Below are 13208 nucleotides of genomic sequence, written 5' to 3'. Positions count from 1 at the left end.
GGGTCGCCCCCTCCACCGCTGCGCGGTCCCCCTCCCCCGTTTCGCTGACGCTGCACAGGGGAGGAATAATACCTCAGTCCTGGCCGCGCTTCACCTTTCCCGGAACATGGGCCGGAGCATGGGCCAGACGCAACAGATTCGCGGCCCCCGGCGCGCCGAAAGGCGTTCCGGCCAGGATCAGGATGCGCTGACCGGCCTCGGCCAGGCCATAGATCATGGCGCTTTCGACCGCGTCGTCGGTCAGGCCTTCCAGCGAGGTCGGCTGTTCGCCCAGACGTGGCTCCAGCCCCCAGACCAGCGCCAGACGACGCGCCGTCTCGGGCTTGGGCGTCAGGGCCAGCACCGGCTGCAAGGGCCGCTCGCGCGACATCCGCCGCGCCGTGCCCCCCAGGGTCGTGAACACCACCATGCAGGCGGTCGAGGCCGCCTCCGCCGCCTTCCTCGCCGCCGCCACCAGGGCGTCGACGTCGTGGATGTCCATGCCCGCATGCTCGGCGTCCATCAGGCCGGGCCACAGGGGATCCTGCTCCACCCGCTCCATGATGCGGTTCATGATCTGCACCGCCTCCATCGGATAGTCGCCGGACGCGGTCTCCGCCGACAGCATCAGGGCGTCGGCGCCCTCATAGACGGCGTTGGCCACATCGGACGCCTCGGCCCGCGTCGGGGCCGGCGAGCTGGTCATGGATTCCAGCATCTGCGTGGCCACGATGGCGGGCACGCCGCGCTGGCGGGCGGCGCGCAGGATCTTCTTCTGCGCCACCGGCACTTCTTCCGGCTCCATCTCGACGCCCAGATCGCCGCGCGCGACCATGACGCCGTCGCAGTAGTCGAGAATGCTCTCCAGATCGTTCAGCGCCTGGGGCTTTTCGATCTTGGCCATGCAGGCGGCGCGGCCGTTCACAATCCGCTTCAGCTCGGCCATGTCCTCGGCCTGCTGCACGAAGCTGAGGGCCACCCAGTCGACGCCTAGACGCAGGGCGAAAGCCAGATCCTCGCGGTCCTTGGGCGTCAGGGCCGACACCGGAATGACGGCCTCCGGCACCGCCACGCCCTTGCGGTCCGACAGTTTCGAGCCGCTCTCGACCGTCACGTCGGCCCATTCGTCGGTGCGTTCGCCGACCCGCAGGCGGATGCGCCCGTCGTCGATCAGCAGCAGCATGCCGGTGCGCAGGGCCTTGAAGATTTCCGGGTGCGGCATCTGCACCCGTGTCTCGTCGCCCAGCTCGGGGTTCAGGTCGAAGCGCATCTTGTGGCCCGGCCTGATGGCGATCTCGACATCGACGAACCGGCCCAGCCGCAGCTTGGGGCCCTGCAGGTCGGCCAAGATTCCCAGCGGGCGCTTCAGCGCCATCTCGGCCCCGCGCACGGCCTTGAAGGCGGCGGCGTGATCCTCGTGCGAGCCGTGGCTGAAGTTCAGGCGGAAGACGTCCACCCCGGCCTGGGCCAGCGCCTTGACGGTCGCGGGCGAACGGCTCGCGGGTCCCAGGGTCGCAACAATGCGCGCGCGGCGGGCTCTGTTCATGGTGTTTCCTCGAAGCGGCTCTGACGGCCATGACCTCCCCTCAGAGGCCTTGTCCCTCTTGTGCCAACGAAACGCCGGGGACGTAAGACCACGCCCCCGGCCCGAAACACGAGTTTATGAGCGCGGCTTACGGTTTGGCCGTCTCGCAACGCCCATTGGCGAACTGCGGCAGGTCCATGCAGCGGCCGTCCACCGCGTCCGTCGGCTTGACTCCGATCAGGTGGGCCAGGGTCGGAGCGATGTCGATGGTGCGCATCGGCAGGAAGCGTTCCTGACCCTCGGCGCCCGGCCACCAGAAGATGATCGGCACGCGGCGGTCATAGTCCCAGGGCGAACCGTGGCTGGAAACGGCGCCGCCGACCCGGCCCGAGCCGGTCAGGCCCGGCTGATAGGAACGCATGATGTCGGGCGCGCGCTCGGCCACCGCCGACAGGCGCAGACGTTGGCGCACGCTCAGTTCCTCGGGGTTGTCAGAGGCCGGGATCGGCTCGGCCAGCAGTTCGTCGCGCGACACGGCCAGGGCGACCTGCGGTTCCTGGTTCAGCAGGTCCACAGCGGCGGCCAGCACCTGGCTGCGCAGCGGCTCGGCCAGCGACTTCTTGTCCGCATCGACCACGATCAACCCGCCGGCCGACGACACCAGGGGATTGGCGTCCAGCTTGAAGCGGGCCTTCAGCGCATCATTGACGCGCGGCATCAGGGCGCGGTCCACGCGACCCGCCGCCGGATAGCCCTCGACCGAGGTGCGCTCGGGGAAGTCTGAGCCGCCATGGTCGGCGGTCAGGGTCACGATCACGCCGCCAGGGATGGTCGACAGCTTGTCGAGAAAGACGCCCAGCGCCGCGTCGAGACGCAGCATCTGCTCGCACATCTCCGGGCCTTGCGTGCCATAGCCGTGACCGATGCGGTCGGTGGCCGACAGGCTGACGCCCAGCATGTCGGTGACGCCGCGACGGCCCAGTTGCTGCTCGTCCAGGAGGGCGGCGGCGCCTTCCAGCGTCAGTTCATCCAGGATCGGCGAGCTGTCGAGGCTGAAGTTCGACGGCGGCACGGTCGAGTTGAAGGTCTGACCGCCGATCACCCATTGGCCCTCCAGACGGCGGCAGGCGTCATGGGCGTAGCTCCACACCGGCGCCTGGCGCGTAAACCGCTCGATCATCCGCGCATTGATCGCGGCCACGGGCGCCAGCCTGGCTTCCGCCGACTGACCCGGCTCGACATAGGTGGTGAAGCCGAAATCAGCCGTCAGCCAGAAGGCGCCGTCGGCCTTGTGCCCGGCCAGGTTGATCGCCCCGCGATCCTTGCCGGAGATGCCGAAGACGCGGCTGGTCGGGCTGACGCTCTTCAGCCAGTCGCCCAGCGTCGAGGCCTTCAGCTGATCGGGCCCGACCGGGCCGTTGTCGGTGTTCTTGCCGTGCGCCAGCGTGTTTTGCGGCGCGGCCAGGCAATAGGTCTCCTCGCCCGTCGTGGTGTCGATCCAGTCATTGGCCGGGATGCCGCTGTGCGTCGGATGCACGCCGGTCAGGACGGTGGAATGGCCGGCGCAGGTCACGGTGACGCCATGCGTCTGATAGCCGTTGATCGAGACCAGACCCTGATCGGCCAGGGTCTTCAGACCACCGGTGAACTGGCTGCGATACTGGTTGAACAGGTTGGCGCTCAGTTGATCGACCACGATGGTCACGACCAGGGCCGGCGCGGCGCGCTGGGCGGACGCGCTGGCCGCGACCGGCTGGGCCGCCTGCTGCGCCATCGCCGGAAGGGAGACGCCCGAAATCAGGGCGAGCGCGAGGGTCGGGACCAGAACGCGGCTGAAGATCATCTTGAACACCGAAAACACCACAGGATGCCGGGTGACTACCCCCCCAGCGTAACGGCGCCAAGACAAGCGCGGCCAGAGAAACGCCCGCATCGGACCCGACAGCCCTGATGCGGCCTCGTCGAAGCCGCCTTCTCCCGATCTTGCCTCGGCGGCCCATTCGGCGTCTGCTGCAAAGATGGGCGGAGGAAAGACCATGCCTCACAGGGAATCTCATCGAGTCGAGCGCATCGGCTGGCTCAGGGCCGCGGTGCTGGGGGCCAATGACGGTCTGGTCTCGACCGCCAGCCTGATCGTCGGCGTGGCCGCCGCCGCCTCCGGCCACGGAGCGGTCCTGGTCGCGGGGGTCGCAGGCCTCGCCGCCGGCGCCATGTCGATGGCCGCGGGAGAATATGTTTCGGTCAGTTCGCAGTCCGACACGGAAAAGGCCGATCTGGCGCGCGAGACCTCGGAGCTCGCCGGCGATCACGAGGCCGAGGTGCGGGAACTGGCGGGGATCTACGCCGCGCGCGGGGTCACGCCCGATCTGGCCACGGAAGTCGCCAAACAGATGATGGCCCACGACGCCCTCGGCGCCCACGCCCGCGACGAACTCGGCATCTCCGAGATCACCACCGCCCGACCCATCCAGGCGGCCATCACCTCGGCCGTGACCTTTTCAGCGGGGGCGGCCCTGCCCCTGGTCGTCGCCGCCTTCGCGCCCATGGCCAGCCTGGCCCTGTGGGTCGCCGGGTCGGCCTTGATCGGCCTGGCCCTGCTAGGCGCATTGGGAGCCAGGGCCGGAGGCGCGCCCGTCGGCCGATCCGTCACGCGGGTGGTCTTCTGGGGCGCTCTGGCCATGGCCATCACGGCCGGCGTCGGTCGCCTGTTCGGCGTCGCCGCCTGATCGGGGGCTCCCCGCGCCGAAGCCGCCTCAGCCGCGCGTGAAAGGCCACATCCGGCCGGCCATCGGCCCCTTGTCCAGGAACTGGTGCTTCAGGGCCGCCGCGACGTGAAGCACGACCAGGACGTAGGTCAGCTTCACCAGCAGTTCGTGAACCCCTTCCATGGGTTCATGCAGGACGCGCGGCAGGCCGGGGATCAGGGGCCATGACAGGCCGCCGACCAGGGTCATCATGTCGCTGGTCAGGGCTGCCCGCCCAGTGGAGACCGCCGCCCAGCCCGTCAGCGGCAGGCCGATCAGGATCAGGTAGAAGCCGAAATGGCTGAACCCCGCCAGCACCCGCTGCCAGCGCGGCGTCCGGGCGGGAAGCGGCGGCGGCGGATTGGCCACGCGCCAGCCCAGGCGGGCCAGACTGAGCGCCAGAATCGAGATCCCCAGCGTCTTGTGCCAGTCGAACCACAGATCGCGCGCCGCACCCCGGTCCATGTCGCCAAAGGTCCAGCCGACATAGATTTCCACGAAAAGCAGCCCGGCGATCAGCCAGTGCAGCCCAGCCGCGACGGCGTTGTAGCGATCCTTGCTGGCGAAACGGGTGATCATGAAGGCCTTCCCTCAAATGACGTCGCCGGATGGTGTCAGCTTTAAGCGCGGGACGCCACAGCCAAGCTGCCCGGCCCCGAAGCCCATGAGCTCTGCGTCCATCTGGGCATGAGGGCGAAAGGTCGGATCGGCGGCGTCCTCGCCGGCCTCGGCTTCATGCTGCCCGGCTTCGTTCTGATGCTGGGTCTGGCCCTCTACTTCTCGACGGGCGCAAAGCCGGCCTGGATGACCAGCGCCTTCCTAGGTCACGGCGGCGTCGATGGCTCGACGCAGGCTGGCCCCGATCTCCTCGGCCCTGGCCGTCAGCGCCGGGTTGTCGATCGCCGACATGGAGGCGACCGGATCGACCGCTGCGATCTCGCATCCTTCCCCGGAGGGCGAGGCCTGGATGATGACGTTGCACGGCAGCATGACCCCGACCTTGTCTTCCGTCTTCAGGGCGTCGTAGGCGGCCGCAGGGTTGCAGGCGCCCAGGATGACGTAGGGGCGAAAGTCGACATCCAGTTTCTGTTTGAAGGTCTGGGCGATGTCGATCTCGGTGATGACGCCGAAATGCTCGGCCTTCAGCGCCTCGCGCGTCCGGGCCACGGCCTCGTCGAACGACCGGGGCGTGCGTCTGCTGTGATAGTAGGACATGAAAACCTCCTTGGCACGGATCAACGGTCAAGACGCCTCGCCGTTGCTCGCGGCCCGCGCTGCTCGGCTTTCAGAACCGGGCGGTCAGGGCCAGACGTCCGGTGACAGGCCGCAGGGGCGTGCGCACGCCGTCCGCGCGATAATAGGGATTGCCGAAGCTGAAGGTGTCGTCGCTGCGGTTGAACAGATTGTCCACGGAGGCTCTGACGCCCCAGCGGCCAATGTCGGCGCTGACCCCGATCTGGCTGCTCAGATAGCCGGCTGACGCCCCTGTCGAGGTCGGAGACAGGGCGATATCGGTCGGGCCGACATAACCCAGACGCAGTTCCGTCCGCACCGTGGTCTGCGCCAGTCGCGCTTCATGAACCACCCCGCCCTGGACGCTGAAGTCGGCGACCGCAGGCAGACGGCTGTCAGGCCCCAGGGCGAAGCCCGGATCGGGCCGCGTCAGTTCCGGGTCGTTGATGACGGCATGGCCGTCCAGCGTCCACGGGCCGGCGCGCCATTCCAGCTCGCCCTCGACGCCTCGGTTGCGACCGTCGCCCAGATTGGCGGTGAAGGGCAGTCCGCGCGCGTCGAAACGGTCAGACTGGATGTCGCGCCAGTCGGCCACGAAGACGGCGGCGCGGCCTCGCACCCGCCCTTGCAGAAGGCTGAACCGCGCGCCCATCTCCCCGGCGACGATTTCATCGGAACGCAGGGCGCGAAAGGGCTGCTCTCCGCTCGGCCCCAGGGCGCCGGCGTTGAAGCCCGGCCCGCGATAGCCCTCGCTCGCCAGCGCGTAAAAGACCCAGGGGCCCCGATCATATTCCAGCACCAGCCGAGGCGCGACGCCGACCAGATGGTCTTCGCCTTCGAACGATCCGGTCGCCTCGCTCGTCTGGCTGCGATGCTCCACGCCCAGGCGGAACAGCCGCGCGCCCGCCGTCATCTTCCAGCCGCCGCCCAGATCATAGGCGGCGTCGCTGAACAGGGCGGCCTCGTCCACATGATCCCGCCGATGCAGGCGCACCACCGCCTCGCCGCCCTGACCGTTCGAGACCGCCACGATCCGGTCGTGGGTGTATTCCGAAAAGAACAGGCCCGCGCTCCAGCTGAGACGCGTCCCCCAGGCGCCGTTCAGGCGGATCTCGTGCACCGCGGCGGACAGGTCGTCGGTCTGATCCAGCGCCGCCGTCCCGGCCAGACCGAACAGGGCCGCCGACGGGGTGGCGTCGTATCGCGCGTCCAGACTGTGAGCCTGCAGGCTTGAGGCGGCCCGCAGCCGCGCCCAGCCCAGGTCGCCGTCGATGCTGGCCCAGACGGCGTCGAAATCATTGCGGCTGGGCTCCTCCAGACCACGTCGGCGCGCATAGGGCCTGTCGGGCCCCAGGGTGGCGTACTGGCTGTCGTCGACTGTGATGGTCTGGGCCAGGAAACCCGCTCGCAGGGTCCAGGCCGGATGGGCGCGCCACAGGGTCGAGGCCCTCAGTCCCTGGCGGCGCATGTCGCCGCCGTCGTCGATCCCCAGCGCCGGATCGTCGACATAGCCGCCGACCATCTCGTCATAGCCGACCAGGCGCAGGGCCAGCCGATCCCGGATAATGGGAGCGTTGATCATCATCTCCACGGCGTCGCCGGGCGCGCCGCCCGCGGTCAGGGCCGCCTCCGCGGTCGCCCGGCCATAGAACCCCGCCAGGTCAGGCCCGCGGCTGACCACCTGCACCACGCCGCCCATGGAGCCGGCGCCATAGAGCGCCCCTTGCGGCCCCCGCAGCACCTCGATCCGTTCGATATCGGCCAGACGCAGGGCCGGATCGGGCGCGTCATAGGTCAGGCGGACATCATCCAGATAGAGGCCGACCAGGGCCTGGGCCTGACCTGCGACCGGGCCGTCGGCCATGCCGCGAATGAACAGCTTGTCCCGCCCCGGCCCCAGATTGGTGACGGTCAGCCCCGCCACGCGCGCCGCCACCCCCGCCAGGTCGGACACGCCGGCCTGTTCCAGCGTCAGCCCGTCCAGCGACGACAAGCCGTAGGGCGCGCGCGACAGCAACAGATTGTCCGCCCGCGAGGCCGTCACCACCACCTCGCCCAGCGTCGTCACATCGGCGGGCGGCGGCGCGGGCGCGGTGCGGGCGGGCGCAGCCGGCGGCGCCAGGCGAACAATCCGATAGGCGCCGGGACTGACGCGCCGCGCCGCGCACCGGGCGCCCAGCGTCAGTCGCTCAAGCGCCGCATCAACCGACAGACGGCCCCGCACTCCGCGGCTGGGGCCGCATCGCTCGCTGCCGGCGACGTCGATGGTCACGCCGGCCTGCAGCCCGAAGTCGAGCAGGGCGGATCGCAAGGGCTGGGGCGGGACCGAGACGTCGACCCATGACCGGTCCTGCGCCGAACCGACGGTCGGCGTCGCCAGTCCGCAGGCGACGATCAGGGCGCTGAGGCAGGCTCGTATCAAGAGGCGACGTCCGCAAAGGTTCAGCGCCTTTCTAGACGAACCCCCTGCGGGCCGCGAGTGGCCTTGACGGGCAGGAAGCGTTCCAGCCGCGCGATCACCGCATCCTCGTCATCCAGCAGGATCACGCCCGAAAAACGGATATTCGCGGCATCGGGCGCCACCGACACCGGGGTCGGGAAGGCCCGGCTGAGGTCGGCGGCGACCTCGGACAGGGGCCGGTCGTCATAGGCGCGACGCCCCTGGGTCCAGCCCGCCGCCGCGCCGACATCGGCGCGCCCCACGGCCATCCGCGCCTCGGCGTCGTTGCGCCGCACCGCCTGACCGACCGTCAGACGGACCTTGCGCGCCGGCTGGGCCAGATCGGAAACCTCGACCACGCCGCGCAGCACCGAAACATCGGTGTCCTGGGCCGAGCGGCGGATGTTGAAGGCCGTGCCGACAACGCGGACCTGGCTCTCGCCCACGTCGATCAGGAAGGGCCGTCGCGCGTCGTGGGCCACGTCGAACAGAACCTCGGCCTGATCCATGTGCACACGCCGACGTCCGCGCTCCATCCTCACCGACAGGGTCGAGCCGCCGTTGATCTGCAACCGCGACCCGTCATCCAGCGACACCGTGCGAACCTCGCCCGGGGCGGTGCGATAGACCGTCTCCGGCGCCGACTGCAGCAGGGGAACCAGTATGACCGCCGCCGCCGCCGCCGCCGCCGCCATCGCCGGCGCCGCGATCAGCCAGCGGCGCCCGACACCCCGGCGACGGGCGCGATGCGCCGCCAGGTCGACCACGGGCGCCACGGCTTCCGTCAGCCCGTCGGTCGCGGCCCACAGGCCCTCGGCTTCGTCAAAGGCCCTGCGCCGCGCCGGGTCTCCCTCCATCCAGGCCGTCGCCGCCGCCAGATCCTCGACCGCAACGTCGTCGGCGCGCAGTCGCACGACCCAGGCGGCGGCCTGGGCGGCGATCTCCTCATCCCTGACGACTGTGTGCTCGGTCATGATCCGGTCCGGGCCCGAACGGGCTTCGAGGGAGAGACGACGCGGCGGCCGCGCACCCTCAATGAAAAACGGCGAAATCGCGTCGTCATGGCCACCCCACCCGCAGCAGCAACTCCTTCAGCGAGGCCGAGACATATTTTTCGACCGCGCTCAGCGACACCCCCATGCGCGCGGCGACCTCGGCCTGGCTCAGCCCGCCGAGCTTGTGCAGGCGAAAGGCCTGGGCGGCCTTGGGCGGCATCCGTTCGATCGCCGCCATGACCTTTTCCAGCTTCAAGCGCGCCCAGACCGCGTCCTCCGCCGACGGCGCGTCCTCGGCCTCAGCCGCGTCGGCGGCGCGGGCGCGTCGCCATTCCAGGTCCCGCGCCCCGGCCCGCCTCTGGGCCTTGGAGGCGTCCAGCGCCAGATTGGCCGCCATGCGATAGAGGAAGGCCTGCGGATGGCGCACCTCGGCCGCCGCCGCCTCCGTCAGGGTCTGAAGCCGCAGCCAGACATCCTGCGCCAGGTCCTCCGCCGCCGCCGATGACCCCGTCCGCGCCGTCAGGAACCGCACCAGGGCCGGCCGGACCTCCAGCCAGGCGTCCGCCAACGCCTGTCGAGCGACGGCGGGGGCAGCGTCCGGCAAGGGGCCATGCGGAGAATTCACCGCGCCATCGTGGGTTGCTGCGTCGCTTCGGGCAACCGGCGCGAAAATTATTTGAGGGCGGCGTCGCGCGGCGTCGTCTCAGGCCCACAGACCCCTGGTCCGAGGCCCGTATGTTCCCTGTCCGCCTTTCGTCAGACAACGCCGCGCCTCCGGGCCGTCCTCGTCGCACCCTGTCGGCCCGCATCACCCGCTTCGACGATCCCTCCCGCGACGAGCGGCGGCGGGTCGAGCGCTTCATCGAGGCGGCCTATGCCGAGGCCTACGGCAGCCGCATTCTCACCCACTATCCCACCTTGATGAGCGTGCAGGACGAGACGGGCGCCCTCTATGCAGCGGTCGGTTTCCGCTGCGCTGCCGAAGACTCCCTCTTTCTCGAACACTATCTCGAGGCGCCGGTGGAGACCGTCCTCGGCCAGGCCATCGGCGCCGCCGTTCCGCGCGCCGAGGTGGTCGAGATCGGCAGCCTGGCCTCCAGCGGACAGGGCGCGACCGTCTTCCTGTTCGCCGCCCTGGCGCGCCACCTCCAGCATGAAGGGCGGACCTTCGCCGTCGCCGTGGCGACCAGCGAGTTGCGCCGCATCTTCCACAAGGCCGGGCTCGGCACGCTTCAGATCGCGCGGGCCGATCCCGACCGCCTCGCCGACGGCGGCGGCAGCTGGGGGGCCTATTATCAGACCGACCCGATCGTGCTGGCCGGATCGATCAAGGCCGCGACTGCGCCGCTGCACGACTTCGCCGAGCAGGCCCCTGTCGGTCGCGCGGTCCGCACCCGCCTGCACTACGAGGACCGCTCATGAGCGCCGTTCTGGACGCCCTGCGGCGCCGCGTCGAGCGCGCGCCGGACGAGATTGTTCTGAGCGGAGGCGACGTCGCCCTGTCCGCCGCCGCCCTGCTCGCCGAGGCCGGTCGCCTGGCCGCGCAACTCGCCGACGCCGACACGCCGGTCGGCGTCCTGCTCGACAACGGCCCGGCCTGGGTCGTCGCCGACCTGGCCCTGATTCTCGCAGGACGGCCCAGCGTGCCCATCCCGCCCTTCTTCACCCCGGCCCAGCGCGACCATGCCCTGGCCGACGCCGGCGCCGGTCTGCTGATCGCGCCCGGCGGGCCCGACGATCTCGTCGTCGCCGACGCCCGCCTTCGTCTGACGCCGACGGGCCTTCCCGCCCGCCCCCTGCATCCCGGCACGGCCAAGATCACCTACACCTCGGGTTCGACCGGCGCGCCCAAGGGGGTCTGCCTGTCCCAGGCGCAGATGGAGGCGGTCGCCGCCTCCCTAGTCGCCGTTCTGGGTCAGGATCGCGCCGGCCTGCACATGCCGGTCCTGCCCCTCGCCGTCCTGCTGGAGAACGTCGCCGGCCTCTACGCCTCCCTGCTGGCGGGCGGGCGCTATCATGCCGCCAGCCTGGTCGAGGTCGGCATGGGCGAGGCCTTCCGGCCCGACTTCGCCCGGCTGCTGACCGCGGTCGCCCGGACCCGCGCCACCACCCTGATCCTGGTGCCCGAACTTCTGCGCGGCCTGATCGCAGCCCAGGGCGCGCTGAGGCTGGATCATCGGCTGGAGATGATCGCCGTCGGCGGCGCGCGCGTGTCGCCCGCCCTGCTATCCGCCGCCGCCTCCGCCGGCCTGCCCGTCGTGGAGGGCTACGGCCTCAGCGAATGCGCATCGGTGGTCGCCCTCAACCGGCCGGACGACGCCTGCCCCGGAACGGTCGGCCGGCCCCTGCCGCATCTGAAGCTGGCCCTGGCGCAGGACGGCGAGATCCTCGTCTCTCCCCGTCCCTTCCTCGGCTATGTCGGCGGGGCCCCTGCGCCCCAGGTGCTTCGCACCGGCGACATCGGCGCCTTCGACGCCGACGGACGGCTGCGGATCGAGGGCCGCAAGGCCAATACCCTGATCACCGCCTTCGGCCGCAACATCGCGCCGGAGTGGGTCGAGAGCGAGCTGCTGGCCGAGCCGCAGATCCTTCAGGCCATGGTGTTGGGCGAGGCCCAGGCCGCGCTGTCCGCCCTGATCGTGCCCCTGCCCGGCGCCGACCCCGTCCAGGTCGACGCCGCCGTCGCCCGCGCCAACCAGCGTCTGCCGGACTACGCCCGTCTGGGTGACTGGCGGCTGGTCCCGCCCTTCGATCCCGCCGCCGGCCAGATCACCGCCAACGGTCGTCCACGGCGAGACGCCCTGCGTCGCGCCTACGCTCCCTCCCCCGCCGCCTGAGAGTCCGCATGTCCTTTTTCGACGACCTGGTCGCCTCCACCGCCGCCGAGCGCGCGGCCTTCGCCGCCATTCCCCAGATCCGCGACGGTCTGTCGGGCCGCATCAGCCGCGACGCCTATGTCGCCTATCTGGAGCAGGCCTATCACCACGTCCGCCACACGGCGCCCCTGATGCAGGCGGCGCGCGCCCGGCTCGACGACGACCACGCCGTCTTCAAGGCCGCGCTGGACGACTACATCGCCGAGGAGACCGGTCACGAACAGTGGATCCTCAACGACATCCGCGCCGCCGGCGGCGACCCGGCCCAGACCGTGCGCCAGGGGCCCAATATCGCGACCGAGCTGATGGTCGCCTACGCCTATGACGCCATTCACCGGGGCAATCCCATGGCCTTCTTCGGCATGGTCTATGTCCTGGAGGGCACCAGCATCCAGCTGGCCAGCGTCGGCGCCGAGGCCGTGCAGCAAAGCCTGGGCCTGCCGCCCGCCGCCTTCACCTATCTCGTCTCTCACGGGGCGCTGGATCAGGACCACATCCTCTTTCTGAAGCGGCTTCTGGACGGGGTGTCGGACGGCGCCGACCGCGCCGCCATCCTCCACATGGCCCGGGTGATGTTCGGCCTGTTCGGCGGCGTCTTCGCCTCCATCCCTCACGCCGGCCCCGAGGCCGCCCCTGTCGCGGATCGGGAGGCGGCCGATGCAGTTTAGGGATCGCGACATCCTCGTCACCGGCGGCTCGGGCGCGCTGGGCCGCCGCGTGACGGATCATATTCTCCGCGAAGGCGGGCGCGTCGTCATCGTCGCCCGCGCCCCTGTGGCGGATCGTGAAACCCTGGTCGGCGACCTGTCGACCGCCGAGGGCCTGGAGACCCTCGCCTGCGCCGTCGCCCAACGCCCCTGGGACATCCTGATCAATATCGCCGGGGTCCAGCATTTCGGGCCGCTGGAACAACAGTCGCCCGCGCATCTGCTGGCCACCTATATGGTCAACCTGGTGGCGCCCGCCCGGCTCGCCCAGGCCGTCCTGCCCGGCATGAAGGCGCGCGGCTGCGGTCAGATCGCCAACGTCGGCTCCATCTTCGGCTCCATCAACTTCGCCCACTTCGCCACCTATTCCAGCGCCAAGGCCGGGATGCGGGCGCTCAGTCAATCGCTGCGCCGCGAACTGGTCGGCACAGGCGTCAGCGTCACCTATGTCGCGCCGCGCGCCGTGGCGACGCCCTTCAACTCCGCCAGGGTGGCGGAATATGCGCGCCTCACAGGCATGGCGCTCGATGATCCCGATCCCATCGCCGAACGCATCGTCGCCGCCGTCCGGGCCGACCGCCGCGACGTCTATCTCGGCTTCCCCGAAAGCCTGTTCGTCCGGCTGAACGGCCTGGCGCCCGGCCTGATCGACGGCGCCCTCAAGGCCAACGACCTCAAGGCCCGCGCCCTGTTCGCAGACTGACCCCCC

The 13208-nt window shown here is 70.4% G+C and carries 12 protein-coding genes and 1 pseudogene; 6 read left to right on the top strand and 7 right to left on the bottom strand.

Features of this window, described 5'->3' with window-relative positions:
* Window positions 1-73: 73 nt before the first annotated feature.
* Both pyk and P0Y52_02325 read right to left on the bottom strand, forming a co-directional pair.
* Window positions 74-1525 carry a pyruvate kinase gene (gene pyk / locus P0Y52_02330; GenBank protein WEK58396.1) on the bottom strand — a complete coding sequence of 484 codons (1452 nt, stop codon included), beginning with the start codon at window positions 1523-1525 and terminating at the stop codon, window positions 74-76.
* A gap of 127 nt (window positions 1526-1652) precedes the next feature.
* A complete protein-coding gene (locus tag P0Y52_02325; protein ID WEK59428.1) occupies window positions 1653-3347 on the bottom strand; it encodes an alkaline phosphatase family protein in 1695 nt (564 codons plus the stop codon).
* A gap of 193 nt (window positions 3348-3540) precedes the next feature.
* Here P0Y52_02325 and P0Y52_02320 point away from each other — a divergent pair, with 193 nt between their 5' ends.
* On the top strand, window positions 3541-4230 hold the full coding sequence (locus P0Y52_02320) for a VIT family protein (protein WEK58395.1): 690 nt from the start codon (window positions 3541-3543) through the stop codon (window positions 4228-4230).
* Window positions 4231-4257: 27 nt separating this feature from the next.
* Here P0Y52_02320 and P0Y52_02315 read toward each other — a convergent pair whose 3' ends face one another.
* Window positions 4258-4827: a cytochrome b/b6 domain-containing protein gene (locus P0Y52_02315; GenBank protein WEK58394.1), complete on the bottom strand. Its 570-nt coding sequence runs from the start codon at window positions 4825-4827 to the stop codon at window positions 4258-4260.
* 108 nt (window positions 4828-4935) lie between these two features.
* Here P0Y52_02315 and P0Y52_02310 point away from each other — a divergent pair.
* Window positions 4936-5013 (top strand): annotated as a pseudogene (locus P0Y52_02310) (hypothetical protein).
* Between the two features lie 54 nt (window positions 5014-5067).
* Here the strand turns inward: P0Y52_02310 and P0Y52_02305 are convergent.
* The 4 genes from P0Y52_02305 to P0Y52_02290 all read right to left on the bottom strand — a co-directional run bounded on the left by P0Y52_02305 (window position 5068) and on the right by P0Y52_02290 (window position 9520).
* Window positions 5068-5463 (bottom strand): DUF302 domain-containing protein, encoded by a 396-nt coding sequence (locus P0Y52_02305; protein WEK58393.1) that lies wholly within the window; start codon window positions 5461-5463, stop codon window positions 5068-5070.
* 70 nt (window positions 5464-5533) lie between these two features.
* Window positions 5534-7903, bottom strand: a complete 2370-nt coding sequence (locus P0Y52_02300) for a TonB-dependent receptor (protein WEK58392.1) — start codon at window positions 7901-7903, stop codon at window positions 5534-5536.
* A gap of 20 nt (window positions 7904-7923) precedes the next feature.
* Window positions 7924-8895 carry a FecR domain-containing protein gene (locus P0Y52_02295; protein WEK58391.1) on the bottom strand — a complete coding sequence of 324 codons (972 nt, stop codon included), beginning with the start codon at window positions 8893-8895 and terminating at the stop codon, window positions 7924-7926.
* Window positions 8896-8980: 85 nt separating this feature from the next.
* Window positions 8981-9520 carry an RNA polymerase sigma factor gene (locus P0Y52_02290; protein ID WEK58390.1) on the bottom strand — a complete coding sequence of 180 codons (540 nt, stop codon included), beginning with the start codon at window positions 9518-9520 and terminating at the stop codon, window positions 8981-8983.
* A gap of 131 nt (window positions 9521-9651) precedes the next feature.
* Here P0Y52_02290 and P0Y52_02285 point away from each other — a divergent pair, with 131 nt between their 5' ends.
* Genes P0Y52_02285 through P0Y52_02270 form a run of 4 tightly spaced genes read left to right on the top strand, consistent with a single transcriptional unit; the run spans window position 9652 to window position 13202 of the window.
* Window positions 9652-10338 carry a thermostable hemolysin gene (locus P0Y52_02285; GenBank protein ID WEK58389.1) on the top strand — a complete coding sequence of 229 codons (687 nt, stop codon included), beginning with the start codon at window positions 9652-9654 and terminating at the stop codon, window positions 10336-10338.
* Window positions 10335-11753: an AMP-binding protein gene (locus P0Y52_02280; GenBank protein WEK58388.1), complete on the top strand. Its 1419-nt coding sequence runs from the start codon at window positions 10335-10337 to the stop codon at window positions 11751-11753. Before P0Y52_02285 ends, P0Y52_02280 begins: the two co-directional genes overlap by 4 nt.
* An 8-nt stretch (window positions 11754-11761) precedes the next feature.
* Window positions 11762-12460: an iron-containing redox enzyme family protein gene (locus P0Y52_02275; GenBank protein ID WEK58387.1), complete on the top strand. Its 699-nt coding sequence runs from the start codon at window positions 11762-11764 to the stop codon at window positions 12458-12460.
* Window positions 12450-13202 (top strand): SDR family NAD(P)-dependent oxidoreductase, encoded by a 753-nt coding sequence (locus tag P0Y52_02270; protein WEK58386.1) that lies wholly within the window; start codon window positions 12450-12452, stop codon window positions 13200-13202. Before P0Y52_02275 ends, P0Y52_02270 begins: the two co-directional genes overlap by 11 nt.
* Window positions 13203-13208 lie beyond the last annotated feature (6 nt).

Origin of the sequence: Candidatus Brevundimonas phytovorans, from assembly GCA_029203145.1 — a bacterium.
GTDB classification, from domain to species: domain Bacteria; phylum Pseudomonadota; class Alphaproteobacteria; order Caulobacterales; family Caulobacteraceae; genus Brevundimonas; species Brevundimonas phytovorans.
This window is presented reverse-complemented; position numbering and strand designations above follow the sequence as displayed.